This window comes from Streptomyces sp. NBC_00670, assembly GCF_036226765.1.
Lineage (GTDB): Bacteria > Actinomycetota > Actinomycetes > Streptomycetales > Streptomycetaceae > Streptomyces.
In genome coordinates this window covers 2,363,741-2,389,190 of record NZ_CP109017.1, presented here as the reverse complement: position 1 = coordinate 2,389,190, position 25,450 = coordinate 2,363,741, and the positions used below count along the sequence as shown (strand labels likewise).

At 72.7% G+C, this 25,450-nt stretch carries 24 protein-coding genes; 13 read left to right on the top strand and 11 right to left on the bottom strand.

The features are described from left to right. Positions 1 to 88 precede the first annotated feature (88 nt). From OIE12_RS10635 to OIE12_RS10625, 3 genes are all read left to right on the top strand, one after another. Positions 89 to 817 (top strand): TerB family tellurite resistance protein, encoded by a 729-nt coding sequence (locus OIE12_RS10635; protein WP_030382058.1) that lies wholly within the window; start codon positions 89 to 91, stop codon positions 815 to 817. 149 nt (positions 818 to 966) lie between these two features. Continuing rightward, complete coding sequence (locus tag OIE12_RS10630; RefSeq protein ID WP_329134094.1) at positions 967 to 1,311, top strand: type II toxin-antitoxin system RelE/ParE family toxin; 345 nt, start codon at positions 967 to 969, stop codon at positions 1,309 to 1,311. Further along, positions 1,308 to 1,631, top strand: a complete 324-nt coding sequence (locus OIE12_RS10625) for a helix-turn-helix domain-containing protein (protein ID WP_329134092.1) — start codon at positions 1,308 to 1,310, stop codon at positions 1,629 to 1,631. Before OIE12_RS10630 ends, OIE12_RS10625 begins: the two co-directional genes overlap by 4 nt. A gap of 36 nt (positions 1,632 to 1,667) precedes the next feature. Here the strand turns inward: OIE12_RS10625 and OIE12_RS10620 are convergent, their stop codons facing one another. Then, positions 1,668 to 1,958, bottom strand: coding sequence for a DUF397 domain-containing protein (locus tag OIE12_RS10620; protein ID WP_329134090.1), 291 nt, complete (start codon positions 1,956 to 1,958; stop codon positions 1,668 to 1,670). Next, positions 1,940 to 2,773, bottom strand: a complete 834-nt coding sequence (locus tag OIE12_RS10615; RefSeq protein ID WP_329134089.1) for a helix-turn-helix domain-containing protein — start codon at positions 2,771 to 2,773, stop codon at positions 1,940 to 1,942. The genes OIE12_RS10620 and OIE12_RS10615 overlap by 19 nt, the downstream gene beginning before the upstream one ends. A 116-nt stretch (positions 2,774 to 2,889) precedes the next feature. Here OIE12_RS10615 and OIE12_RS10610 point away from each other — a divergent pair, with 116 nt between their 5' ends. The 4 genes from OIE12_RS10610 to OIE12_RS10595 are packed head-to-tail and all read left to right on the top strand — an operon-like array spanning position 2,890 to position 4,978. After that, positions 2,890 to 3,096, top strand: coding sequence for a hypothetical protein (locus OIE12_RS10610; protein WP_329134087.1), 207 nt, complete (start codon positions 2,890 to 2,892; stop codon positions 3,094 to 3,096). Then, positions 3,093 to 3,332 carry a hypothetical protein gene (locus tag OIE12_RS10605; RefSeq protein ID WP_329134085.1) on the top strand — a complete coding sequence of 80 codons (240 nt, stop codon included), beginning with the start codon at positions 3,093 to 3,095 and terminating at the stop codon, positions 3,330 to 3,332. The genes OIE12_RS10610 and OIE12_RS10605 overlap by 4 nt, the downstream gene beginning before the upstream one ends. A gap of 34 nt (positions 3,333 to 3,366) precedes the next feature. Beyond that, positions 3,367 to 4,113: a DNA repair protein RecO gene (gene recO, locus OIE12_RS10600; RefSeq protein WP_329134083.1), complete on the top strand. Its 747-nt coding sequence runs from the start codon at positions 3,367 to 3,369 to the stop codon at positions 4,111 to 4,113. 28 nt (positions 4,114 to 4,141) lie between these two features. After that, complete coding sequence (locus OIE12_RS10595) at positions 4,142 to 4,978, top strand: isoprenyl transferase (RefSeq protein WP_329134081.1); 837 nt, start codon at positions 4,142 to 4,144, stop codon at positions 4,976 to 4,978. Between the two features lie 85 nt (positions 4,979 to 5,063). Here the strand turns inward: OIE12_RS10595 and OIE12_RS10590 are convergent, their stop codons facing one another. Genes OIE12_RS10590 through OIE12_RS10575 form a run of 4 tightly spaced genes read right to left on the bottom strand, consistent with a single transcriptional unit; the run spans position 5,064 to position 8,233 of the window. After that, complete coding sequence (locus OIE12_RS10590) at positions 5,064 to 5,471, bottom strand: Fur family transcriptional regulator (protein ID WP_329134079.1); 408 nt, start codon at positions 5,469 to 5,471, stop codon at positions 5,064 to 5,066. A gap of 59 nt (positions 5,472 to 5,530) precedes the next feature. Further along, positions 5,531 to 6,469 carry a metal ABC transporter permease gene (locus OIE12_RS10585; RefSeq protein ID WP_329134077.1) on the bottom strand — a complete coding sequence of 313 codons (939 nt, stop codon included), beginning with the start codon at positions 6,467 to 6,469 and terminating at the stop codon, positions 5,531 to 5,533. Between the two features lie 10 nt (positions 6,470 to 6,479). Continuing rightward, complete coding sequence (locus OIE12_RS10580) at positions 6,480 to 7,274, bottom strand: metal ABC transporter ATP-binding protein (protein WP_329134074.1); 795 nt, start codon at positions 7,272 to 7,274, stop codon at positions 6,480 to 6,482. Continuing rightward, positions 7,271 to 8,233: a metal ABC transporter substrate-binding protein gene (locus OIE12_RS10575; protein ID WP_329134072.1), complete on the bottom strand. Its 963-nt coding sequence runs from the start codon at positions 8,231 to 8,233 to the stop codon at positions 7,271 to 7,273. The genes OIE12_RS10580 and OIE12_RS10575 overlap by 4 nt, the downstream gene beginning before the upstream one ends. 217 nt (positions 8,234 to 8,450) lie before the next feature. On the opposite strand from OIE12_RS10575, the gene OIE12_RS10570 reads away from it, so the two are divergent. Further along, complete coding sequence (locus OIE12_RS10570; RefSeq protein ID WP_329134070.1) at positions 8,451 to 9,833, top strand: glycine--tRNA ligase; 1,383 nt, start codon at positions 8,451 to 8,453, stop codon at positions 9,831 to 9,833. A 64-nt stretch (positions 9,834 to 9,897) separates the two neighbouring features. Here OIE12_RS10570 and OIE12_RS10565 read toward each other — a convergent pair whose 3' ends face one another. The 3 genes from OIE12_RS10565 to OIE12_RS10555 all read right to left on the bottom strand — a co-directional run bounded on the left by OIE12_RS10565 (position 9,898) and on the right by OIE12_RS10555 (position 12,616). After that, positions 9,898 to 10,794: a helix-turn-helix transcriptional regulator gene (locus tag OIE12_RS10565; RefSeq protein ID WP_329134068.1), complete on the bottom strand. Its 897-nt coding sequence runs from the start codon at positions 10,792 to 10,794 to the stop codon at positions 9,898 to 9,900. 209 nt (positions 10,795 to 11,003) lie between these two features. Then, positions 11,004 to 11,600, bottom strand: a complete 597-nt coding sequence (locus OIE12_RS10560; RefSeq protein ID WP_329134066.1) for a TetR family transcriptional regulator — start codon at positions 11,598 to 11,600, stop codon at positions 11,004 to 11,006. 35 nt (positions 11,601 to 11,635) lie between these two features. Continuing rightward, a complete protein-coding gene (locus OIE12_RS10555) occupies positions 11,636 to 12,616 on the bottom strand; it encodes a GlxA family transcriptional regulator (protein WP_329141846.1) in 981 nt (326 codons plus the stop codon). Between the two features lie 146 nt (positions 12,617 to 12,762). Here OIE12_RS10555 and OIE12_RS10550 point away from each other — a divergent pair, with 146 nt between their 5' ends. The 4 genes from OIE12_RS10550 to OIE12_RS10535 all read left to right on the top strand — a co-directional run bounded on the left by OIE12_RS10550 (position 12,763) and on the right by OIE12_RS10535 (position 19,487). After that, positions 12,763 to 13,728, top strand: a complete 966-nt coding sequence (locus OIE12_RS10550) for an NADP-dependent oxidoreductase (protein WP_329141845.1) — start codon at positions 12,763 to 12,765, stop codon at positions 13,726 to 13,728. A 99-nt stretch (positions 13,729 to 13,827) separates the two neighbouring features. Next, on the top strand, positions 13,828 to 14,148 hold the full coding sequence (locus OIE12_RS10545; protein WP_329134065.1) for an NIPSNAP family protein: 321 nt from the start codon (positions 13,828 to 13,830) through the stop codon (positions 14,146 to 14,148). A gap of 104 nt (positions 14,149 to 14,252) precedes the next feature. Next, positions 14,253 to 14,810 (top strand): hypothetical protein, encoded by a 558-nt coding sequence (locus OIE12_RS10540; protein WP_329134063.1) that lies wholly within the window; start codon positions 14,253 to 14,255, stop codon positions 14,808 to 14,810. Positions 14,811 to 14,828: 18 nt separating this feature from the next. After that, positions 14,829 to 19,487 carry a cation-translocating P-type ATPase gene (locus tag OIE12_RS10535; protein WP_329134061.1) on the top strand — a complete coding sequence of 1,553 codons (4,659 nt, stop codon included), beginning with the start codon at positions 14,829 to 14,831 and terminating at the stop codon, positions 19,485 to 19,487. An 80-nt stretch (positions 19,488 to 19,567) separates the two neighbouring features. Here the strand turns inward: OIE12_RS10535 and dusB are convergent, their stop codons facing one another. Continuing rightward, positions 19,568 to 20,713, bottom strand: coding sequence for a tRNA dihydrouridine synthase DusB (gene dusB / locus OIE12_RS10530; RefSeq protein ID WP_329134059.1), 1,146 nt, complete (start codon positions 20,711 to 20,713; stop codon positions 19,568 to 19,570). Between the two features lie 122 nt (positions 20,714 to 20,835). Here dusB and OIE12_RS10525 point away from each other — a divergent pair, with 122 nt between their 5' ends. Continuing rightward, on the top strand, positions 20,836 to 22,290 hold the full coding sequence (locus OIE12_RS10525) for an MFS transporter (RefSeq protein ID WP_329134057.1): 1,455 nt from the start codon (positions 20,836 to 20,838) through the stop codon (positions 22,288 to 22,290). Between the two features lie 36 nt (positions 22,291 to 22,326). Here OIE12_RS10525 and OIE12_RS10520 read toward each other — a convergent pair whose 3' ends face one another. After that, the gene (locus OIE12_RS10520; RefSeq protein ID WP_329141843.1) at positions 22,327 to 24,213 is read right to left on the bottom strand and encodes a CDP-alcohol phosphatidyltransferase; all 1,887 of its coding nucleotides are present in this window, start codon (positions 24,211 to 24,213) and stop codon (positions 22,327 to 22,329) included. Between the last annotated feature and the right edge of the window lie 1,237 nt (positions 24,214 to 25,450).

Here is a 25,450-nt window from a genome sequence, read left to right as displayed (position 1 = left end):
ATGTGGCTAACATCACGCAGACGCGACGACGTCGTCGCGGCACCACTCGCGCCCCTCGCAGGGCGCGGGGGAGTTACGGAGGTGCGACGTGCTGCCAGGACGGGGACGAAGCGGCCACAAAGCCGGCCACCGACGCGTGCCGCGCGCGCTCGCGATCCCCGTGACCCGCCTCGTCGGCACCCGTACGGCGTGGACCGCCGTCGGCGACGGCGAGTTCTTCTGCCCCGGCTGTGGCGGTGACCGCAACTACCAGCGGCTGACCGGCCGGCGCCGGCTGGCCGTGGCGGGCGTGCCGGTGCTGCCGCGCGGCGAGACGGGCCCCGTGGTCGAATGCGCCGCCTGCCGCCACCACTACGGCACGGACGTGCTGGACCACCCCACCACCGTCCGCTTCGCGGCGATGCTGCGGGACGCCGTGCACACGGTCGCCCTCGCCGTCCTCGCGGCGGGCGGCAGCACCTCCCGTACGTCGCTGGAGACCGCCGCCGTCGCCGTGCGCGCGGCCGGCTTCGACGACTGCACGGAGGGCCAGCTCGCCGCGCTCGTCGAGGCGCTGGAGGCGGACACGGGCCGCGTCTACGGCCGCGCGTGCGGCCCCGGGCTCGCCATAGAGCTCCACGAGGCGCTCGACCCCCTGACGCCCCACCTGGCCCCCGCCGGCCGCGAGTCCATCTTCCTCCAGGGCGCCCGCATCGCCCTGGCCGACGGCCCCGACACCCCCGCGGAACGGGACGTCCTGGCCACGGTGGGCGCCGCCCTGACCCTCCCGGCGGACGAGGTCACCCGCCTCCTGGAGTCGGCGCGTACGCCGTCGTGACCGCGTGCCGGGCCCCGGCGCGTTTTTCCTCGTTCGGGTGAACATTCCCACGTGGGGCTTTCGCCGGCAAGCCGTGCGGGTTTAGTGGATGCTAAACTCGCGAAAGGGTTGAGGGTGGAGAAGAGTGGGATGTCTACCTGACCACCGAGGTGGATCAATGGCTGCACGAGCTGGAGAAGACCGACCCCGGTTCGTATGTGCTGGTGAATCAGGCGATCTGGGTCCTGGCCTGCCACGGTCCCGCCGAAGGGCGTCCCCTGGTCGACCGGATCAAGGGATCGGCCCTGCACAATCTCAAGGAGTTGCGTCCTGGCTCGGCGGGGCGCAGCGAGGTGCGCGTTCTGTTCATGTTCGACCCGTGGCGTTCCGCGATCCTTCTGGTGGCGGGAGACAAGTCCGGTAACTGGAGTGCGTGGTACGACGAGGCGATCCCGTTGGCCGAGCGGCGTTATGCGGAATACCTGACTGATCGGAAGAAGGAGTCGGGGAAGTGAGTGGACACACTGCGTGGTCTGCCAGCGGGCACCGTCAGCGGGCGGAGGAACTCGCCGGTGGGCGGGAGGCGTTCCTCGAAGGGGCTCAGCGGTTGCTCACCGCATCGCGCGCCTGGCGGTTGGTCGAGATGCGTCAGGAACGTGGGTACACCCAGGCGGACGTGGCCGAACGCATGGGGGTGAGCAAGGGACGGGTCTCGCAGATCGAGAGTGGCCAGGTGTCCGGTACGGACGTCGTGGCCAGGTACGTCGAAGCGCTGGGCGGCAACCTGATGCTGGTTGCCGTCTTCGCGGACGGGGAGCTGCGCAAGGTCGGTTGAGCGCGGCTCCCGGCTTTCCGCGTCGGATTCGTGGGTTCACCGGCCGGTGACGTGTGCCACCGCGTCGACGAAGTCGGTCCAGGCGGCCGGGCCGACGAGGACGACGGGGCCGTCCGGGATCTTGCTGTCCCGGACGGGGACGATGCCGGGGACTCCGTCGGCTACCTCGACGCAGGCTTCACCGCCGTTGCCGCCGCTGTAACTGCTCTTGCGCCAGCGGGCGGCGCCGGGGAAGTCGTGGGCGACCTCGAGGCAGTCCTCACCGCCGTTGCCGCCGCTGTACGTGCTCTTGCGCCAGCGGGCGTTCGTCAGGTCGTACCCGCGCATCGTCTGTAGTCCTCCGCTGCCGATTCGATCAGGGTCAGGGACGTCTCCGGCGACGACGCGACGGCCCTGAGCAGATCGTAGGACGAGCGGGTGCGACTCACCAGGGTCGGTTCGTCGAGCAGATTGCCCGACAGCACGGCTTCTGTATAGACGGTCGGCGGAGTGTCCTCGAACTCCATGAGCTTCATCATCTTGCCCATCTCCGGGTGGGCGCCCGCCGCGAACGGCAGCACTTGCAGCACCGCCGTGCGCTCGCGCATCAGCGCGGCGAGGTGGTCCAGTTGGCGGGCCATGACGGTGGGCCCTCCGATGGCGATGCGCAGTACCGCCTCGTGGAGGACGGCCCAATACCTGGGCCGGGCCCCGTCCTTGAGGAGCCGGGTGCGGTCCATGCGGCCCTTGATCAGCTCTTCCAGGTACTCCTCGGTGGCGAGGGGGTTGTTCCCCAGGAACACCGCTCGCGCGTACTCCCGGGTCTGGAGCAGCCCCGGGACCACTGCCGGTGCGTACTCGCAGATCTCCGTGGCCAGCCGCTCTAGTTCCGCCGCGTGCGCGAAATACTCCCGGTACGGCTGGTCTTTGATCAGCTTCCGCCACAACCGCTCGAAAATACCGTCGGTTTGCAGGGCCCCGTCGATCCGCTGGGCCACGTCCAGTTGCGGTTTGCGAATGGCCTGTTCGAACTGGCCGATGTAGCCGCCGGAGACGAAGACCCGCATTCCCAGGTCTGCCTGGGTGAGGCCCGCGTCCTCCCTTCGTCGTTTCAGTTCCGTGCCGAAGAACTCCCATGCCGCCTGGCGGGAACCGTTGGCCATGGACAACCTCCCTGTGCTGCCCCGCACTTGTAGTGCGCAGACTCCTGCCGAGTGTAGGCGCGGAGGGTCACCATGTGGGTGCGAAGAGTGAAACCCGGCAGAGAAGGGGAACCACCGTGACGGCACAGCATTCGGCGTTCTGCGTCGAGGAGGCGGAGGAGACCGTGCAGGAATTGCGCAGTGCGCTCGCGAAGGCGGGAATCGTCCTGCCGTCCCTGGGGCTGGACCCCGTGTCCGTCGCCCGGGAGGCGCCGTGTCCGCTCGTGGAGCTGGGGCGCTGCTCCGTCGAGACGGCCGGCCGGCTCGTGACGGCGTTGCGGTGAGGCCCCGTAAGCCGCAGCCCCGCACGCCGCCCGTCGGTGCCTACGCCGTCGACACCCGGAGGGGGTTGCTCGGCGTCGTCATGGGGCACGAAGGGCCCTACGTGCAGCTCCGGCCGCTCGGCGGCGGGCGGGAGTGGGACGTCGAGCCGGGGGCCCTGCGCAGCGCCACCCCGGCCGAGCGGCTCAGCGCGGCGACGGCGTACGTGAACGCCCGCAGCCGGGGCGAGGTGCCTTGACCGGCGCACCCCGGGCGTAGGCGAGAATGGGCGCATGAGCCTGTTCCGCGACGACGGCATCGTGCTGCGCACCCAGAAGCTGGGTGAGGCGGACCGCATCATCACGCTGCTCACGCGCGGTCACGGACGGGTGCGGGCCGTGGCCCGCGGGGTGCGGCGCACGAAGTCGAAGTTCGGAGCCCGGCTGGAGCCCTTCTCCCACGTGGACGTGCAGTTCTTCGCCAAGGGGAGCGAGCTGGTCGGGCGCGGGCTGCCGCTGTGCACGCAGAGCGAGACCATCGCCCCCTACGGCGGCGGCATCGTCGCCGACTACGCCCGGTACACCGCCGGGACGGCCATGCTGGAGACCGCCGAGCGGTTCACCGACCACGAGGGGGAGCCGGCCGTGCAGCAGTACCTGCTGCTGGTCGGCGGACTGCGCACGCTCGCCCGCGGCGAGCACGCCCCGCACCTCGTGCTGGACGCCTTCCTGCTGCGCTCCCTCGCCGTCAACGGCTACGCGCCCAGCTTCGGCGACTGCGCGAAGTGCGGCATGCCGGGGCCCAACCGGTTCTTCTCGGTGGCGTCCGGCGGGGCCGTCTGCGTCGACTGCCGGGTGCCCGGCAGCGTCGTACCCTCGCCGCAGGCCCTGGACCTGCTCGGCGCGCTGCTCACGGGGGACTGGGCGACGGCGGACGCGTGCGAGGGGCGGTACGTGCGGGAGGGGAGCGGACTGGTGTCCGCGTACCTGCACTGGCATCTGGAGCGAGGGTTGCGGTCCTTGCGGTACGTCGAGAAATGACCTGGTGAGTAGAGGAGACGAAGAGCACATGGCCGTACGTGGATTTCTGGGGGGCCGGCGCCGGGAGTACCGCACGCCGGAGCCGCATCCGTCCGGTGCCCGTCCGCCGAAGCTTCCGGGTGAGCTGATCCCCAAGCATGTCGCGATCGTCATGGACGGAAACGGGCGGTGGGCGAAGGAGCGGGGGCTGCCGCGGACCGAGGGGCACAAGGTGGGGGCCGAGCGCGTGCTCGACGTGCTCCAGGGCGGCATCGAGATGGGTGTCGGGGCGATCTCGCTGTACGCCTTCTCCACCGAGAACTGGAAGCGGTCGCCCGAGGAGGTGCGCTTCCTGATGAACTTCAACCGCGATTTCATTCACAAGTCCCGGGACCAGCTCGACTCGCTGGGTGTGCGGGTGCGGTGGGTGGGGCGGATGCCGAAGCTGTGGAAATCCGTGGCGAAGGAGCTCCAGGAGGCGCAGGAGCAGACGAAGGACAACGACCGGATCACGTTGTACTTCTGCATGAATTACGGGGGGCGGGCGGAGATCGCCGACGCGGCGAAGGCGATGGCCGAGGATGTGCGGGCCGGGCGGCTGGAGCCGTCGAAGGTCAGTGAGAAGACGCTGGCGAAGTACCTGTACTACCCGGACATGCCTGATGTGGATATGTTCCTGCGGCCCAGTGGGGAGCAGCGGACGTCGAATTACCTGATCTGGCAGAGCGCGTATGCGGAGATGGTTTTTCAGGATGTGTTGTGGCCGGACTTCGATCGGCGGGATCTCTGGCGGGCGTGTGTGGAGTTCGCGTCGCGGGACCGGAGGTTCGGGGGAGCGATTCCCAATGAGGAGTTGTTGGCGATGGAGGGGCGGCAGCGGGAGTAGGCAGGTGGCGGGGCGCGGTGGTTGGCCGCGCCCCACGGCGGAGTCGCAGGTCGGACCAGCCCCGCGCCCCTGACGGGGCGCTCCCCTACGACGCGCAGTCCCCGCACGTGCCGAAGATCTCCAGCGTGTGGTCCACGTTGACGTAGCCGTGGGCCGCGGCGATGGATTCGGCCCATTTCTCGACCGCGGGGCCCTCGACCTCCACCGCCTTGCCGCAGACGCGGCAGACCAGGTGGTGGTGGTGTTCGCCGGTGGAGCAGCGGCGGTAGACCGACTCGCCCTCGGACGTGCGCAGGACGTCGACCTCGCCGGCGTCGGCGAGGGACTGCAGCGTGCGGTAGACCGTGGTCAGCCCGACCGCGTCGCCCTTGTGCTTGAGCATGTCGTGCAGATCCTGGGCACTGCGGAACTCGTCCACCTCGTCCAGGGCCGCCGCCACGGCGGCGCGCTGGCGCGTGGATCGTCCCCGTACGGGCGGGCCGGCGGTGGTCACCGTTGCCTCCTCACGTCTGCGTCTCGCGGGGCCATTGTGCCAGCCCCGGCTGTGCGGGGTCAGGCGTCGGCCCCCTCGGCAGGTCCTCGCATCGCCGGAAGCGTCGCTTCCGGTCGCTGCGGGGAGGCTGCCCGTTCCGGCAGGGCGCATTCCACCGGGTCCCCGGCCACCGCCTCCGCACGCCTGGTCCTGCGCCTGGCCAGCGGCGCCGCGAGCGCCGTGAGGACCAGGAACGCGGCGATCGTCAGCAGCACGATCGTCGCGCCGGGCGGCACGTCCTGGTAGTACGACGTCACCGTGCCGCCGATCGTGACGCTCACGCCGATCGCCACCGCGAGCGCGAACGTCGCCGCGAAGCTGCGGCCGAGCTGCTGCGCGGCCGCCACCGGCACCACCATCAGGGCCGAGACCAGCAGCAGTCCCACCACCCGCATCGCCACCGTGACGGTGACCGCCGCCGTGACCGCCGTGAGCAGGTTCAGCGCGCGTACGGGCAGGCCCGTCACCCGGGCGAACTCCTCGTCCTGGCTGACCGCGAACAGTTGCCGCCGCAGCCCCAGGGTGACCACGACGACGAAGGCGGCGAGCACACAGATCGCCGTCACGTCCGACTCCGACACCGTCGACAGCGAACCGAACAGATACGAGGTCAGGTTGGCGTTGGAGCCGCCCGGCGCCAGGTTGATGAGCATGACGCCGCCCGCCATGCCACCGTAGAAGAGCATCGCCAGCGCGATGTCGCCGCGCGTGCGGCCGTACCAGCGGATCAGCTCCATCAGCACCGCGCCGAGGACGGAGACCGCCGTCGCCATCCACACCGGGGACCAGGAGAGCAGGAAGCCCAGGCCGACGCCGGTCATCGCGACGTGCCCGATGCCGTCGCCCATCAGGGACTGGCGGCGCTGCACCAGGTAGATGCCGACCGCGGGCGCGGTGATCCCCACCAGCACGGCGGCCAGCAGCGCCCGCTGCATGAAGGCGTAGTTCAACATGTCCATCGGAGGTCCATCAGCTCAGCAGGCCCGTGGGGGCCGGGTCGGTGTCCGCCGCGTGCGGGTGGACGTGGTCGTGGCCCGGCAGGGCGTGCTGGCCGACGGCCTTCGGCGGTGGGCCGTCGTGCAGGACGCAGCCGTCGCGCAGGACGACCGCGCGGTCGATCAGCGGTTCCAGCGGGCCCAGTTCGTGCAGGACGAGCAGGACGGTGACGCCCTCGGCGACCTGTCCGCGCAGGGTCTCGGCGAGCACGCCCTGGCTGACCAGGTCCACGCCGGCCATCGGCTCGTCCATGATCAGCAGCTCCGGCTCGGCGGCCAGCGCCCGGGCGATCAGTACCCGCTGGTGCTGGCCGCCGGAGAGCGCGTCGACGGAGTCCTTGGCGCGGTCCGCCATGCCGACCAGCTCCAGCGCGTGGCGCACGGCGTCGCGGTCGGCCCGGCGCAGTACGCCGAAGCGGGTCCGGGAGAGCCGGCCGGAGGAGACGACCTCGGTCACCGTGGCGGGCACGCCGCCCGCGGCCGTCGTCCGCTGGGGCACGTAGCCCACGCGCCGCCAGTCGCGGAACCGCCGCCGGGGCGTGCCGAACAGTTCGACGTCGCCGGAGGTGACCGGCACCTGGCCGATCACCGTACGGACCGCCGTGGACTTGCCGGAGCCGTTGGCGCCGAGCAGGGCGACGACCTCGCCGCGCCGCACGGTCAGGTCGATGCCGCGCAGCACCGGCCGTGAGCCCAGCTCGGCGGTGACCCCGCGCAGGGCGATGACGGGCTCGCCGAGCCCGTCCGCCGCGTCGTCGCGCCCGGTCATTCGCTGCCCAGGGCCTTCTGGAGCGCCTTCAGGTTGGACTCCATCACCTGGAAGTAGTCGTCGCCGCGGGACTTGTCCGTGATGCCCTCGATCGGGTCCAGCACGTCCGTCTTGAGACCGGCGTCGGCGGCGATCGTCTTCGCGGTCTTGTCGCTGACGAGCGTCTCGTAGAAGACGGTGGTGACGCCGTCGGCCTTCGCCATCTTCTCCAGGTCCTTGACCCGGGCGGCGCTCGGCTCCGACTCCGGGTCCAGGCCGTTGATGGCCTCCTCGGTGAGGCCGTAGCGCTCCGAGAGGTAGCCGAAGGCGGCGTGCGTGGTGATGAAGACCTTGGAGCTGGTGTTCTTCAGGCCCGTCTCGAACCGCGTGTTGAGCTTGTCGAGCCGCTTCACCAGGGCCGCGGTGTTCTTGCGGTACGCGTCGGCGTGGTCGGGGTCGGCCTTCTCGAAGGCCTTGCCGACGCCCTCGGCGACCTCGGCGTAGCGCACGGGGTCGAGCCAGATGTGCGGGTCCTTGCCGCCGGACTCCTCCTCGCCGTGCTCGTCGTCGTGCTCGGCGGCGTGCCCGCCGACCTCGTTGCCGTGCTCCTCGAGCGTGGTCAGGGAGGCGGCGTCGATCTTCGTCTTGACCTCGGACTGGGCGACGGCGTCGTCCACGGAGGGCTGGAGGTTGTTCAGGTAGAGCACCGCGTCGGACTCCTGGAGCCGCGCGGTCTGCTTGGCGCTGATCTCCAGGTCGTGCGGCTCCTGGCCGGGCTGGGTCAGGCTCGTGACGTGCACGTTGTCGCCGCCGATGGACTCGGCGAGGAAGGCGAGCGGGTAGAACGACGCCACGACGTCGAACTTGTCGGTGCTGCCGCCCGCCGCGTCGGCGGAGGAGCAGGCGGAGGTGGCCGCGAGGGTGAGCGCGGAGACCGCGGTCAGCGCGGCCGTGGGTATGAGTCGGCGCCGTACGTTCATGACAGTCATTTTCAACGAGAATGGAAACGATTGTCAATAAGGGCCCGTGGGGAAGGGGTGGTGAGCGCCGCCGGAGGGCCGCCGGAGGGCCGACGGCGAGTCGGTCGGCCCCTTTTGTCACCGGTGTCCGTACACCGGCCCCACCGATTTGATGCGAGGCCGGGCCACGCCGGTAACCTGAAGCATTCGCGCCGTTCCGTCGTATGAAGAGAGCATCGTGGCCGCCGACAAGATCGACACCATCGTCAGCCTGAGCAAGCGCCGTGGGTTCGTGTACCCCTGTAGTGAGATCTACGGCGGGCAGCGCGCCGCCTGGGACTACGGCCCGCTCGGCGTCGAGCTCAAGGAGAACATCAAGCGCCAGTGGTGGCGTTACATGGTCACCTCCCGCGAGGACGTCGTCGGTATCGACTCGTCGGTGATCCTGGCCACCGAGGTCTGGGTGGCCTCCGGTCACGTCGCCACCTTCACCGACCCGCTCACCGAGTGCACCTCCTGCCACAAGCGCTTCCGCGCCGACCACCTGGAAGAGTCGTACGAGGAGAAGAAGGGGCACGCCCCGGCAGGCGGCCTGGCCGACATCAACTGCCCCAACTGCGGCAACAAGGGCACGTTCACCGAGCCCAAGCAGTTCTCCGGCCTGCTCTCCACGCACCTCGGCCCCACCCAGGACTCCGGCTCGGTCGCCTACCTGCGCCCCGAGACCGCCCAGGGCATCTTCACCAACTTCGCCCAGGTCCAGCAGACCTCGCGCCGCAAGCCGCCGTTCGGCATCGCCCAGATGGGCAAGTCCTTCCGCAACGAGATCACGCCCGGCAACTTCATCTTCCGCACCCGCGAGTTCGAGCAGATGGAGATGGAGTTCTTCGTCAAGCCGGGCGAGGACGAGACGTGGCAGGAGTACTGGATGGAGCAGCGCTGGAACTGGTACCGGGGCCTGGGCCTGCGTGAGGAGAACATGCGCTGGTACGAGCACCCGAAGGAGAAGCTCTCCCACTACTCCAAGCGCACCGCCGACATCGAGTACCGCTTCCGGTTCGGCGGCTCGGAGTGGGGCGAGCTCGAGGGCGTCGCCAACCGCACCGACTACGACCTGAGCGCCCACGCCAAGGCCTCCGGCCAGGACCTGTCGTACTTCGACCAGGAGGCCGGCGAGCGCTGGACGCCGTACGTCATCGAGCCGGCGGCCGGTGTCGGCCGCACGATGCTGGCCTTCCTCCTCGACGCCTACGTCGAGGACGAGGCGCCCAACGCCAAGGGCAAGATGGAGAAGCGCACGGTGCTGCGGCTCGACCCGCGCCTGGCGCCGGTCAAGGTCGCCGTCCTGCCGCTGTCCCGCAACGCCGAGCTGTCGCCGAAGGCGAAGGGGCTCGCGCAGGCGCTGCGGCAGAACTGGAACATCGAGTTCGACGACGCGGGCGCGATCGGGCGCCGTTACCGCCGCCAGGACGAGATCGGTACGCCGTTCTGCGTGACCGTCGACTTCGACACGCTCGAGGACAACGCGGTGACGGTGCGGGAGCGGGACTCGATGAAGCAGGAGCGGGTGTCCCTCGACCAGATCGAGGGCTACCTCGGGAGCCGGCTCGTCGGCTGCTAGCCGGTTCGCAGGTGTTCGCGCCGTTCCTCGCGCCCCTCGCTGGGGCCGCGGGGAACGGCGTTTCTCATGCGCCCGTCGCCATCGCGTGCAGCCGTTCCAGGCGGGCGCGGGTCTCGTCGTCCACCGGGACGTACGTGACCAGGCGGGGGCCGTTGCGCGGGCCCAGCCAGAGGTCGGTGTGGTCCAGGGTGAGCAGGCCGACCCGGGAGTTGTGGAACTGCTTGCGCTTGTCGAGCGGGCCCATCACCTCGTGCCGCTCCCAGTACTCGACGAACTCGTCCGACTCGGTGCGCAGCCGGTGCAGGAGCATCTTCCAGGCGGGGTCGGCGAGATGCTCGGCCATCGACGCGCGGAGCGTGGCCGCCATCAGCCGCAGCACCTCCTCGCGGTGCGGCAGTGATGTGCGCCACTCGGGGTGGGTGTAGGCGAGCAGCATGCAGTTGCGGTCCTGCGGGGGTACCGCGTCCATGTCGCACAGCATCAGGGCGTAGGTACGGTTGTAGGCGATGATGTCGTACCGGCTGTTCTGCACGCAGGCGGGCAGCGGCTCCAGTTGCTTCAGCAGGACGCGCTGGGCGTCGGTGACACCGGTGGAGGCGGCGCCGGGGGCGGGGTCGATGGCGCCGGCCAGCTTGAACAGGTGCGCGCGCTCGCTGGAGTCGAGCAGCAGCGCCCGGGCGAGGGAGTCCAGGACCTGCACCGAGACCTGGATGTTGCGGGCCTGCTCCAGCCACGTGTACCAGGTGACGCCGACCGCGGAGAGCTGGGCGACCTCCTCGCGGCGCAGCCCGGGGGTGCGCCGGCGCACGCCGCGGGGCAGCCCGACCTGCTCGGGCGTGACATGCTCGCGGCGGTGCCGCAGGAAGGCGGCCAGTTCGTGCCGCCGTACCGCGGAGGGGGAGCCCTGGCGCCCGCGTGCGGCCTTTCGTGCGGGGGGCGTCTCCTGCGCGGTCGTCGTCATGGTTCCAGGGTGCCGTGTGCGGGAGCCTGTTGCCAGGTGGTGCTCCTACCAGGATGAAGGGGCTCTGGTACCAGCCTTGGGCGGCCTCCGGCGGGGGGTGTGCGCTGCGACGAGCTGCGCGACGGACTGCGACGCACCCGCACGGCCCACTCCCGTCGTACGCGCCTGCGGGCAGTACCCGGTCGGGAACCTTGTGGCCGGCGCCGGCTTCAGGCTGCCCGCAGTCCGGCCAGCAGGAGGTCGAGGACCGTCTCCAGACGGTCCTCGGTGCCCGGGTCCTGCCAGTCGCGGGCGTGGTACGGGGCGTGGAAGCGGGAGGTGGCGTCGAGGAGGGCCGTGGCGGTGGGGGCCGGGTCCAGGGTCCGCCGGAAGGTGCCGTCGGAGATGCCGGCGCGGACGATCGTGGTGAGCTGGGCGGTGAGGTCGCCGACGTGGCGGTCGACGATCGCGCTGTTCTCCCCGGCCAGCACGCCGAACGTGGCGAACAGCTCCGGGTCGTCCACCGCGCGGCGCCGCTTGATGTCGAACAGCGCGCGGAACCAGGCGCGCAGCCGTTCGGCCGGGGCGAGGGCGGTGTCGTCGACGATCCCGGCCAGCCCCTGGTGGGTGCGGTCCAGCCAGCGCTGCGCCACGGCCTCCCGCAGCGCCGTCTTCGTACGGAAGTGCCGGTACACGCTGCCGTGGCTGACCCCGAGCGCGCGGGCCACGTCCACCACGGTCGCCTTGGCGGGGCCGTGGCGGCGCAGCACCTCCTCGGTGGCTTCGAGGATGCGCTCGGCGGTGAGGACGTCGCTGGTCGGTGCCATGCGGGAGACGGTACCCGGGCGGGGGCGGGAGGTCGTCACCGTGCCGCGGCCGGCTCCGGTGCGCTGTGGGCGCGGCGGTAGGCCAGCGGGGACAGGCCCACGTAGGTGTGGAAGTGCTTGCGCAGGGCGACGGGGTCGCCGAAGCCGCAGGCGGTGGCGATCCGGGCGACGGTCAGATCGGTGGACTCCAGGAGCAGGCGGGCGTGCGCCAGCCGCCGCTGGGCCAGCCACTTCAGCGGGCTGCTGCCCACCTCGCTCCGGAACTTCCGGGTGAACGTGCGCACGCTCATGTGCGCGTGCCGGGCCATGTCCTCCAGGGTGAGCGGCTCGGCCAGCCGGTCGAGGGCCCACTGGCGGGTCGCCGAGGTGGAGCGGTCGGTGTCGCGCGGGACCGGGTGCTCGATGAACTGCGCCTGGCCGCCCTCGCGCCACGGGGCCACCACGCAGCGCCGCGCGGCGGCCGAGGCCACCGCCGCCCCGTGGTCGAGGCGGACCAGATGCAGGCACAGGTCGATGCCGGCCGCTCCGCCGGCGGAGGTCAGGATGCGGCCGTTGTCGACGAACAGCACGTCCGGATCGACCTCGACGGCGGGGAACCGCCGCGCCAGCGCGTCGCACAGCGTCCAGTGCGTGGTGGCCCGACCGCCGTCCAGCAGACCGGCCGCCGCGAGCAGGAAGGCGGAGGTGCACAGGCTGACGATGCGGGTGCGCGGCCCGATGCGGTCCAGCGCGGCGGCGAGCTCGGCGGGGAGCGCACCGGTCGTGAGCAGCTGCGCGGTCGGCTCCTGCGTGGCGAGGACGACGGTGTCCGCACTCTCCAGCGCCGACTCGTCGTGGTCGACGACGATCCGGTAGTCCTCGTGCGTGCGCACCGGCCGGCCGCCCAGGGAGCAGGTGGTGACGGAGTAGAGACGGGTTCCGTCCGGGGTGCGGGCCTCGTTGAAGACCCGGGCCGGGATGCCCAGGTCCAGCGGCAGGACTCCGTCGAGGGCGAGGACGACGACACGGTGCGGCAGGGCCATGGCCGGAATGGTACGACAGGTGGCCCTCCGGCCACTCACTCGCCTCCCCGCGCGCCCGGCACTGTGTGTTCTGCGGGAACCGAGGTTCCCGCAGAACACACAGTGGATCTGAACACATGAGCTACCTGAGCGAGGACACGATGAGCGAGCACGTCATGCGGGCCGTCACCGTCAAGGAGTTCGGCGGGCCGGAGGTGCTGACCGTCGAGGAGGTCGCGCGCCCCGAGCCGCTGCCGACCGAGGTGCTGGTACGGGTGCACGCCGCCGGCGTCAACCCGGTGGACTGGAAGACCCGCGAGGGGCAGGGCATGGCCGGGCTGCAGACGCTCCCGCTCGCCCTGGGCTGGGACGTCTCCGGGGTCGTCGAGAAGGTCGGCTTCGGCGTCACCACGCTCGCGCCCGGCGACGAGGTGTACGGCATGCCGTGGTTCCCGCGCGCCGCCAACGCCTACGCCGAGTACGTGACCGCGCCGGCCCGCCAGTGGGCGCGCAAGCCCGCCACCCTCGACCACGTGCACGCGGCCGCCGTGCCGCTGGCGGCGCTGACCGCCTGGCAGACCGTGGTCGACACCGCCTGCGTACAGGCCGGACAGCGCGTGCTGATCACGGCCGCCGCCGGCGGGGTGGGCCACTTCGCGGTCCAGTTCGCCCGGCACCGCGGCGCCCACGTGATCGCCACCGCCAGTGCCGCCCGGCACGCCTGGCTCAAGGAACTCGGCGCCGACGAGACCGTCGACTACACCACCACCCGCTTCGAGGACGCCGTCTCCGGCGTCGACGTCGTCATCGACCTGGTGGGCGACGCGCACGACCGGACCAGCACCCGTGCGCTGAAGGTGCTGCGCCCCGGCGGACTGCTGGTGGCCGTGCCGTCCGGTGTCTCCCCGGACCTGCTGGCGGCCGCCGAGACGGCGGGCGTGCGGGCCACCCCGTACCTCGTCGAGCCGGACGGCACGGCGCTGACCACGATCGCGGGCCTGATCGACGCCGGTGAGGTCACCGTGGAGGTGGCGGAGACGTTCCCGCTGGAGCGGGTCGCCGAGGCCCACACCCGCGGGGAGACGGGCCGCACCCGCGGCAAGCTCGTCCTGACCGTCGCCGACTGAAGCTCGTCCTGACTGTCGCCGACTGATTTCCTCCGTCGTCGGCTGACTTTTCCGTCGTCGAGAAGTGTCGAGAACCATCGAGAAGTTCGGAGCAGCAGCGTGTACTACGAGATCCGTCGTTACCAGGTCCGGCCCGGGCGCCGCGAGGAGTGGGTGCGGTACATGGAGGACGTGGTCATCCCGTTCCAGGCCTCGCTGGGCGTGGACGTGACCGCCTCCTTCGTCGACGCCGAGGACGAGGACGGCTATGTGTGGATGCGCCGGTTCGAGGACGAGGCGCAGAGCGAGGCGCTGTACGCGGCCGTGTACGAGCACGACCGCTGGAAGAACGAGATCGGCCCGGCCGTGCACGAGTTGCTCCTCGCCGAGAAGATCGCCGTCACCCGGGTGGTCCCGACCCCGGCCTCACCGCTGCGGTGAGACGTCCCGGGCCGTTCGACGCTCGCCCGAACGGCCCGGTTGACCTCCCCCGACGCGGGCACTCGTCCGGTTCGCAACGGGTTGTCGCGTACGTGAGGTGAGCCATGGCCGAGGCCGAGGAGAAGTCGTCGAGTCTGCCGTTCCCGCTGCGCACCGCCGCGTCGGTGCTGGGGAAGGTGCCCGGGGCCGGGACGGTGACCCGGGCCGCCGGGGGCGCGCTGGACAAGGTCGGCGCGGTGTCGCCGCGCGGGCGGCGGCTCGTCGTGTACACGGGGGCCGGGGTGCTCGGCCTCGCGGGCGTCGTCGAGTGGCCGGTCGCCGTCACGGGGGCAGCGGTCGCCTGGCTGACGCAGCCGCGGCCGCGGGAGCGTGGGGACGAGACGTCCGGTGACTCCGGAGGTGCGGCGCCTGTGGTCACGACCCCGGCGCCGCCCGCCGCCGTGTCCACGGCGCGCAGCGCCTCGCCCGCGCTGAAGGGCAAGGCGGTCGCCGCGGGCGGTACGGCGGCGCGGGCCGCCCGGGCCACCACCAAGGCGGCGACGAAGGGGGCCGCCACCCCCACCGTCAAGAAGAGCAGGACGGCCGGTGGTGGCGGGACAGGCTCCCGGTCGGCGAAGTCGGCCGGGCGGGCGACCGCCGCGCGCGGCCGCAGCGCCGGCTGAGCGGGGGCGGCGGACGACATGGCACTGGCACTGCTGACCCGGCCGTCGGCCGCGGCCGCGACACTCGCCCTGGCCGGCCCCCGGCTGCTGTCCCGGTCCGCCGCACCGGTGGCCGGCGCGCTCGCCGGCGCGGCGGCGGGCACGGCACGGGCAGGCGTGCGCGGCGCGGACAGCGCGGCCCGCGTACGCCGGGTCGTCCGCAACGCGCTGCCCGGCGGGCCGCGTACGTGGCGGTCGGGGACGCGGGCGCATCTGGCGTTGCGGGCGGAGGGCGACGCGGAGGGGGCTGTGGAGGACGGCTTCGGCGGGGGCGTGGAGGACGACGGCTTCGGCGGGGGCGCGCCGGCGGGGGAGACGGGTGACGCGGGGGACGGGCGGCCGGGGTCGGCCGCGCCCGACGCGAGGGCCCGTCCCGCCCTGCGGGCGGAGGACGGCCTCGGCGGCGACGGCCTCGGCGGCGACGGCCTCGGCGGCGACGTGCTCGCGGAGGAGGCGGGCGGTGGCGGGGGCGGGCGCGGTGAGCGGCTGGGGGCCGGCGCCGCCGGCACGCCCGGGCGGGCGGAGCCGGACGCCTCCGATGCCCGTGCTCGGCGTGCCGCGCGCCTCGCGCGGACCGAGCGGCGGGCGCGGCGGGTCGCCGGTGCGCTCGCGGAGCATCCGGACGTGGCGTTCGCGTACTGGGACGGTGGGCTGGCGCGGCTGGTGGTGGCCGCGACCGAGGACACCGCCATGGACCGGGTACTGGACCGCGCGTCCGAGCTCGCCGCCCGGCACGGGCTGGGGGAGAGCGACGAGCGGGTGGAGGAGTTCTCCCACCCGGGCGACCCCGCCGGCGTCCGCACCGCCGTCGCGGCCCTCGCCGCCGACGCCGCCGGCATCGGCCTGGCGTTCGCCGGCTCGGCCCTGCGGCTGCCGGTCTCGCCGCGGCCGGTCACCGCCGTCACGACGCTGCTGCGCGAGAACCCCCGGTTCCGCGGCTGGCTGCGCACCCGCATCGGCCGCTCCCGCATGGACCTGGCCCTCGCCGTCGCCAACGCCGCCGTCCACGGCGCCGGCCGTACCCCCACCGCACTGGTGCTCGACGGGGCGCTGCGCGCCTGCCAGGTGGGGGAGACGGTGGCACGGGCCGCCGCGTTCGACGCGATGCACGACGAGGTGTGCCGGCCCGACCGCACCGGCGTACCCGCCGGCCGGTGCCCGCGCCCGCCGCTGCGCACCTCCCCGGCGCAGGAGTACGCCGCCTCGGCCGCCACCGGAAGCATGGTGGGCGCCGCCGCGACCCTGCTGGTCAAGCACGACATCGGCGAGGCGGCCGAGGCGGTGCTCGCCGGCTCCCCGAAGGCCGCCCGCTACGGGCCCGCCGCCTTCCACGCCGTCCTCGCCGCGGCCCTGTCCCGCACGGGCGTCCTGGTCCGCGACACCGAGCGGCTGGCCCAGCTCGGCACCGCCGACACGCTCGTCCTGCATCCCAGCGCGCTGCTCGCGCCGGGCGGGGGCGCCGACCCGTGGGCGGAGGAGGTCCTGGAGGCCGCCCGCCGGGCCGGGCTCCGCGTGGTGGTCGTCGACCACCCGGCCCTCGCCGACTTCACCGGCCTCGCCGACCACGTCGCCGACCCGGAACGCCCACTGGCGGAAGTGGTCGCGCGGCAGCGGGACCGCCACGGCGGCACGGTCGTCACGGTGGCCCGGGTGACGGCCGACGACCTCACCGCCGGTCACGACGACGTCCTCGACGGGCTGCTCGCCGGGGACGTGGCCGTGGCCCTCACCGACCGGGACGCCGCCGTCGTCTGGGGGGCCGACGTGCTCGCCCCGCACGGGCCCGCCGACGTGTGGCGGCTGCTCAGCGCCGTGCCCGCCGCGCGGGCGGTGGGGCGCAGGTCGCAGACGCTGGCGCGGTCGGGGGCCGCGCTGTCCGGGCTGCTCGTCGCCGTCGGCGAGTCCCGGCGGGGCCGCCCCTCGCCGTGGCCGGGGCTGCGCCACGCGCCCGTCGACGTCAGCGCGGCGGCCGCCCTCTACACCGGGGCGCGCGCGGCGCTCGGCGTGGCCGTGACGCGCGCCCCGCACCCCCGCCCCCGGGTGGCCTGGCACGCGCTGAAGCCGAAGGACGTCCAGAACCGGCTGCAGGACGAGCCCGAGACACCGCCCGGCCCGGTCGAACAGGCGACCGCACGGGCGCGTGAGCTGGCCGACCGCGCCGGAAAGGTCCGCGTACTCGCTCCCGCCCGCTGGTCCTGGCAGCTCGGCCGGGCCGTACGCGGGGAACTCGACGACCCGCTCACCCCCGTCCTCGCCGTCGGCTCCGCCGCCTCCGCCATCCTCGGCTCCGCCGTCGACGCCCTTCTCGTCCTCGGCGCCCTCGACCTCAACGCTCTGGTCGGCGGCGTCCAGCGGCTGCGCGCCGAGCGGGCGCTGTCCGGGCTGCTCGACGAGCAGAAGCGCAAGGCCCGGGTGCGCGCCGGGACCCCCGACGCCGAGCCCCGCACCGTCGACGCCGCCAAGCTGCACCCCGGCGACGTCATCGAGCTGGGGGCCGACGACGTCGTACCCGCCGACGCCCGGCTGCTGTGGGAGGACGGCCTCGAGGTCGACGAGTCCGCGCTGACGGGGGAGTCGCTGCCCGTCGACAAGCAGACCGCGCCCACCCCGCGGGCCGCCGTCGCCGACCGCAGCTGCATGGTGTTCGAGGGCACCACCGTCGTCGCCGGGCACGCCCGCGCGGTCGTCGTCGACACCGGCGACCACACCGAGTCCGCGCGCGCCGTCCACCTCGCCGCCCGCACGCCCCCGGCCGCCGGCGTCCAGGCCCGGTTGCAGGAACTGACCCGCAAGGCGCTGCCGCTCACCATGGCGGGCGGCGCGGCGGTCACCGGCCTGTCGCTGCTGCGCGGCACGCCCCTGCGCGAGGCGGTCGGCGGGGGCGTCGCGGTCGCCGTGGCCGCCGTCCCCGAGGGGCTGCCGCTGGTGGCGACGGTCGCGCAGCTCGCGGCCGCGCGCCGGCTCAGCCGCCGCGGGGTCCTGGTGCGCGCCCCGCGCACGCTGGAGGCGCTCGGCCGGATGGACACCGTCTGCTTCGACAAGACCGGCACGCTCACCGAGAACCGGCTGCGCCTGGTCCGGCTGACCGACGCGGACGGCACGGTGTACCGGCCCGACGATGAGGCTGACGCCGGCGCGGAGACCTTGCGTGCCGCCGCCCGCGCCTGCCCCCGCCCCAACGGCGACTCCGTCCGTGTCGCCCATGCCACCGACGAGGCCGTCCTCGACGCCGCCCGGCCCGACCCCGGCTGGCGGCAGGACGAGTACCTGCCCTTCGAGGCCGCCCGCGGCTACTCGGCCGCCGTCGGCCGGGAGGACGGCGGCGGCCGTGTCCTCGTCGTCAAGGGCGCCCCCGAGACCGTCCTGCCCGCCGTCGCCGGGCTCACCGACCACGCCACGGAGGCCGCGCACGAGCTCGCCGACCGGGGGCTGCGCGTGCTCGCGGTCGCCCACCGGCCGCTGACGGACGGCGAGCGGCCCGCCGACGTCCTCGAACGCCCGCTGGAGAACCTGGAGTTCACCGGTCTGCTCGCCCTCGCGGACACACCCCGTGAGAGCTCCACCGCCCTGGTGCGCGGGCTGCGCGAGGCGGGCGTGCGGCCCGTGATGCTCACCGGCGACCACCCGGGGACCGCCCGGTCCATCGCCGCCGAGCTGGGCTGGCCCGAGGACACCGGCGTCGTCACCGGCGACGAACTCGCCGCCGTCGACCGCTCCGCGCGCGCCCGGATGCTGCGCGACGTCGGGGTCGTCGCCCGGGTCGCGCCCGAGCAGAAGCTCCAGGTCATCGAGTCGCTGCGGGACGCGGGGCGGGTGGTGGCGATGGTCGGCGACGGTGCCAACGACGCCGCCGCGATCCGCGCCGCCGACATCGGCGTCGGGATCAACGCCCGCGGCTCGGCCGCCGCGCGCAACGCGGCCGACCTCGTCCTCACCGACGACGACATGACCGTCCTCGTCGAGGCGGTCGCCGAGGGGCGCGCGCTGTGGCGCAGCGTCGCGGACGCCATCGCCATCCTCATCGGCGGCAACGCGGGCGAGGTGAGCTTCGGCATCCTCGGCACGCTGCTGTCGGGGTCGGCTCCGTTGTCCACCCGGCAGATGCTGCTGGTGAACCTGTTCACCGACCTGTTCCCGGCGATGGCGGTCGCCGTCACGCCGAAGGAACAGGTGCCGACGGACGACGTGGAGACGGCGGAGCCGCTGGTCACGGCTCTGCTCGGCGAGCCGCTGATCCGCCAGATCCGGCATCGTGCGGCGACGACGTGTCTCGGCGCGACGGCCGCCTGGCTGGTCGGGCGCTTCACCCCGGGTACGGCGCGCCGCTCCACGACGATGGCGCTGTGCGGGGTGGTCGGCACGCAGCTCGCCCAGACGCTGGCCGACCGGCGGGACAGTCCGCTGGTCCGGCTCACCGCCCTCGGCTCGGCGGCGGCGCTGGTGGCGCTGATCCAGACGCCGGGGCTCAGTCAGTTGTTCGGTTGTACGCCGCTCGGGCCGGTGGCGTGGGTGGGGGTGGTGGGTGCGCTCGCCCTGGCGGTCGTGGCGCACCGGTATCTGCCGGGGCTGGAGCGGGCGGTACTGGCGCTCCGCCCGAAGCAGGCGGTTGCGGCTCAGGGCGCGGCTGCTTCTGCGTAGGGCCCGGCGCCGCCCGGGGGCTTCGCCCCCGTGGCGGAGCCGCGCAGACAACGGGGCCCCGCGCCCCTGACGGGGCGCTGTCAGCCGCCCGATGTGTCCAGTTCTGCTTCTTCTCCTACGTCTACCGAGGCGTACGGGTCCTTGAGCCAGCCGTCCGGCAGGACGACCCTGTTGTTGCCGGACGTCCGCCCGCGCGGGCCGTCCGCGCCCGCCGGCCAGCCCTGGTCGAGGTCGAGTTCGTCCAGGCCGCCCCGCAGTTCCGCCAGCGACGACGTGATCGCGAGGCGCTTGCGCATCTCGGAGCCGACCGCGAACCCCTTCAGGTACCAGGCCACGTGCTTGCGGAAGTCGACCACGCCCCGCGCCTCGTCCCCGAGCCACTCCCCGAGCAGGGTCGCGTGCCGGACCATGACGTCGGCGACCTCGCGCAGCGTCGGGCGGACGTAGGCGTCGGAACGGCCCTCGAACGCGGCCACGAGGTCCGCGAAGAGCCACGGCCGGCCCAGGCAGCCCCGGCCCACGACCACGCCGTCGCACCCCGTCTCGCGCACCATCCGCAGCGCGTCCTCCGCCGACCAGATGTCGCCGTTGCCGAGTACGGGGATCTCCGGCACGTGCTCCTTGAGGCGGGCGATCGCGTCCCAGTCCGCCGTGCCGCCGTAGTGCTGGGCGGCGGTGCGGCCGTGCAGCGCGATGGCGGTGACGCCCTCCTCGACCGCCATGCGCCCGGCGTCTAGGTAGGTGAGGTGGTCGTCGTCGATGCCCTTGCGCATCTTCATCGTCACCGGGAGGTCACCGGCGCCGCTGACCGCCTCGCGCAGGATCGACCGCAGCAGGTTCCGCTTGTACGGCAGGGCCGAGCCGCCGCCCTTGCGGGTCACCTTCGGCACGGGGCAGCCGAAGTTGAGGTCGATGTGGTCGGCGAGACCCTCCTCCGCGATCATCCGCACGGCCTTGCCGACCGTCGCCGGATCGACGCCGTACAGCTGTATCGAGCGCGGCTTCTCGCTCGCGTCGAAGCGGATGAGCTGCATCGTCTTGTCGTTGCGCTCGACCAGGGCGCGGGTGGTGATCATCTCGCTGACGTACAGGCCCTTGCCGGCGCTGAACTCCCGGCACAGCGTACGGAAGGGTGCGTTCGTGATCCCGGCCATGGGGGCGAGGACGACGGGCGGTCCGACGGTGTGCGGGCCGATCTGCAACGGGGTGGCGGTGGGCGTGGACATTGCTCCATTGTCCCGCACGGGGCCGGGTCCTCGTGCGGCGTCGTCCACAGGCAGATGCATAGGTCATTAATTAGGCAAGTCATTAGTTAGGCTCGCTATTCTTATTGTCGTACGATGAGGCAATGCCCGAGCTCAGTCACCGCCGCCGCATGCTGGTGCTCGCGATCTGCTGCATGAGCCTGCTGATCGTGGGACTGGACAACACCGTCCTCAACGTGGCCCTGCCCGCGTTGCAGAAGGACCTCCACGCCAGCACCTCGGGGTTGCAGTGGGCGATCGACGCCTACCTCCTCGTCCTGGCCTCCCTGCTGATGCTGTCCGGCTCCACCGCCGACCGGATGGGACGCAAACGCGTCTTCATGACCGGCCTCGCCGTGTTCACCGCCGGCTCGGCGCTGTGCTCCGTCGCCCCGAACCTCCAGATGCTGGTGGTCTTCCGCATGGTGCAGGCCGTCGGCGGGTCGATGCTCAACCCGGTCGCGATGTCGATCATCACCAACACCTTCACCGACCCCCGCGAACGCGCGCGGGCGATCGGTGTCTGGGGTGCCGTCATGGGCGTCTCCATGGCCGCCGGACCACTGGTCGGCGGGCTGCTCGTGGAGTCCGTGGGCTGGCGGTCGATCTTCTGGCTCAACCTTCCGGTGGGCGTCGCCGCGCTGCTGCTCACGCTGAGGTTCGTGCCCGAGTCGCGGGCGCCGAAGCCGCGCCGGCTCGACCCCGTGGGGCAGCTCCTCGTCATCGTGCTCTTCGGCGCGCTGACGTACGCGATCATCGAGGCGCCGGACGCCGGGTTCCTCGCCGTCCTCCCCTTCGTCGTCCTCGCCGTCGCCGCCCTCCTCGGCCTCCTCCGGTACGAGCCCCGGCGCGCCGAACCCCTCATCGAGCTGCGCTTCTTCCGCTCCGCGCCGTTCAGCGGGGCGACCGTGATCGCGATCAGCGCGTTCGCGTCGCTCGGCGGCTTCCTCTTCCTGACGACGCTGTACCTGCAGAACGTACGCGGACTCGACGCGCTCCACGCCGGCCTGTGGATGCTGCCGATGGCGGTGCCGACGTGCCTGTGCGCACCGATCTCCGGACGGCTGGTCGGGAGCCGGGGCCCGCGGCTGCCGCTCGTCCTCGCGGGGTGCGCGATGACCGCGTGCTGCGCGCTGTTCGCCGTGTTCGAGGGGGAGACGTCGAACGTGACCCTGTTCCTCGGCTACGTCCTCTTCGGCATCGGCTTCGGCTTCGTCAACTCGCCGATCACCAACACCGCCGTCTCCGGGATGCCGCGGGAGCAGGCCGGGGTGGCGGCGGCGGTCGCCTCCACCAGCCGGCAGATCGGGCAGACGCTGGGTGTCGCGGTGGTGGGCGCGGTGCTGGTGTCCGGCGTGGGGGCCTCCTCGTACCGGCACGCGTTCGTCTCGGCCGCCCGCCCCGGCTGGTGGATCCTCATGGCGTGCGGGGTGCTGGTGCTGGCCCTGGGCGTGCTGACCACCGGCCGCTGGGCCCGCGGCACCGCCGAGCGGACGGCCCGACGGCTGGCGGAGCCCGAGGTGCGGGACGCGGGGGCGGGTAAGCGGATACGGGCCTGAGGGGAGGGGGCCGGGGCCGGGGCCGCCGCCCGCTCATCATCCCTTCGACGGGTGCGGTGTCGAGCCGTACGCCGTCAGGAACCGGTCCCTGAACGAGCTCATCCGCCACACCGGGGCGTTCTTCGCCGGGCGGAGGCCGTCCGTGTAGTTCCACCCCGCGATCCTGTCGAGCACCTTCGGGTCCTTGGCCACGATCGACACCGGGACCTGGTGGTTGGCGCCGTCGCCGCTCACCTTCGCCACCGGCTGGTGGTCGCCGAGGAAGACGAGCACGGTGTCCTCGTCGCCGTAGCGCTGAAGGAACTGCGTCAGCGCCGTCACCGAGTACTGGATCGACTTTCCGTACTCCTGCTTGACCTTCGTGGAGTCGTAGAAGACGTCGCCCGGGTCCTTGCCCGCCTTCTCGATCGCGTTGTACACGGAGCCGTCGCCCACCTGGTCCCAGCCGACCATCTTCGGGATCGGCGCCCACGGCTGGTGGCTGGACGTCAGGATGATCTCGGACATCAGCGGCTTGTCGCGCTTCTTGCTGTGCTCGAGCCGCTGGAACGCCTCCAGCGCGTACTGGTCCGGCATCGTCGACCAGCTGAACTTCGGCCCCTCGTACCCCATCTGGAACGCGTTGTAGACCTTGTCCAGGCCGTAGAACTTCGCCTCCGGCCAGCCCTTCTGGACGCCGGGCATGATGCCGACGGTGTCCCAGTCGCCGGTCTTCCGGAACGCCTTGGTCAGGCTGAGGTGGTCGCTGTTGGTCACCGTGCGGTAGCGGTTCTGGTTGTCGATCCACAGGCCCGACAGGAACGTCGAGTGCCCGAGCCAGCTGCTGCCGCCGTACGTCGCCGACGTCAGCCAGCCGCTCTTCGCGTGGAACCCGGCCTTGGCCAGTGCCTTGGTGCTCGCGGCGAGCGTCTTGTCGACACCGGGTGCCATCACCGGGTCCTCGATCGCGCTGCGGCCGTAGCTCTCGATGAACGTGAAGATCATGTCCTTGCCGCGCAGGTCCGGCACGAGCTGGGACGGCGGGGTGCCGCCGAACGCGTCCGCCTTCGCCGTCTTCGCGAACTCCCGTTCGTCGCGCAGAGTGTCCTGCACGGCCTCGGCGCGGCTGCGGGCCAGCGCGATGGTGTGTTCGGAGGCGATCGGCACGCCGTCGATGCGGAGACCCAGCACGGTGCAGGTCATCCACACCATGCTGAGGACGAGCAGCGTACGGCCGGTGGTGTGGCGGTGCCGGGCGAGCAGTTCGCTCAGCCGTACGACGGCGAGCGCGATCAGGACGACCAGGACGAGGATCAGCGCGGCCGCGCCGATCAGTACGGCCGTCGTGCCGCTCTTGCCGAGGGTGTCGTTGAGATACGACTTGGCGTCGTCGAGCAGCACCCAGTCGATCACGATGTCGAAGCGGCGGCCGAGGAACTCGTAGAACCCCATGTCGAAGAAGTTCAGGACGGTCAGCGCGCCGAGGACGAGGCCGCCGGCCCACGCCGCGACCAGCCGCCAGCGGCGGGGCAGCGTCATGAGCACGACGCCGCCGAGCAGTGCCTCCACGGGAATGCGGGTGAACTGCGCGGGGCGCAGGTGCATGCGGTTGGGCAGCACCATCGCGGTGAGGACGAGGAGGGCGGCGAGGAGGGTGGTGCCGTCGCGCAGCACGCGGGCGGCGACAGGATGCGCCTCCCGCCACGCCCGTCGCCTCCGCCGTGCGGCGCGGAGGCGCGCCCCTTGCGGGGCCGCTGCGCCGGCGCCGCCCGGCGCACGACCCTCCGCCTCACCCGCCTCGTCCTCGCCGGGTCCGGCGGCCGCGGCGGGCGCCGCCTCCGCCGGGGCCTCCTCCGCGGCCTCCGGCTCGTCCGCAGGCGCGGACTCGCCCGTCGGCGAGGATTCGCCCGCCGGATCGGCGGCGTCCGCCTCGTCCGCCGTCACCGCGGCCTTGGCGGCCCCTGCGGCCGTCGCCCCGCCTGGCTCGGCCGGTTCGGTCGGCTCTGCGTCGGTCCGTGCGCCTGCCTCGGCCGCCTCGGCCGGTTCCGTGGCTTTGGCGGGCCCCTTGGCAACGGCTGGTTCGGTCGGCTCCTCCGCCCCGGCCTGTGCCGACGGCTCGGCCTGTCCCTCGGCCTTGGCGGCCTCCGCGGCCGCCGCCTCGGGTGGTGTCGTCGGCTCGGCGGGCGCGACGGTTCCCGCCGAGTCGGTCGGCTCCGCCGGTTTTGGTGCCCCGACCGGTGCCGCCGACTTCGTGTGGCCCTCGGCCTTGGCGGCCTCCGAAGCCGTCGCCTCGGCCGGTGCCGTCGGCTCGGCGTGGCGCTCAGCGCCGGTGGCCTTGGTCTGACCAACCGAACCGGTCTCTCCGGCCGAACCGGCCAGCGCGTCCGACGCCGTAGGCTCCGCCCCGGCTTGTGCCGACGGTTCGGCCCGTCCTACGGCCTTGACCGCCTTGGCGGTCCCGGGCGTTACGGCCGGCTCCGCCGGTTCGTGTGCCCCGGCTGCTGCCACCGGCCCCGCGTGGCCCTCGGCCTCGGCGGTCTCCGCGGCCGCCGCGTCGGGCGGTGCGGCCGGTTCCGCGGTTTTCGCGGGGCTCTCCGCAGCGGCGGGTTCGGTCGACGCCTCAGCCCCGGCCGAACCGGCCGAGGCCGCCCCGGTCGGCGCAGCCGGCGTCGACCGTTCCGCGGGGTGCGCCGGGGGTGTCTCGTTCGCCGTTTGTCGCGTGTCCGTGTTGAGAGGCACCCGCGGGTCCTTCCGTGCGCAGCCGTGGTGAGAAGGCGGGCCGTTCGGGGAGGCCGGCCCGCCGTCCTCCCGTACGCGCCCCCGCCGACCCGCGTTCAAGCCGTCGCCCCCGCACCCGGCAAACACCCGGCAAACGCCTCGTCAACGCTTCCCCCGGAGGTGTCCGTCAGGCGTCCGCATGGTGAAATCCGGCCCCCTCGAACAGCGTGATTCTCGCCACCCTTGATAGGGGGCATGCTCAGATGAGCGAATCGAAGCGACTGTAAGTCTCGGAGGCGTGGCACTCAGTGCCAGTGGTCGATCGTTCACGGGGTGCACGCATGCGTGCCATGGTGCGCTCATTTGAGCGTCAAAACTGTTTTCGGCTCCCCCTTCCTCTTCAAGAAGTGAACACACCCCCGCTCCCCGCCCCCTCCCGCACCCACTTTCGATCCAGCGGCGG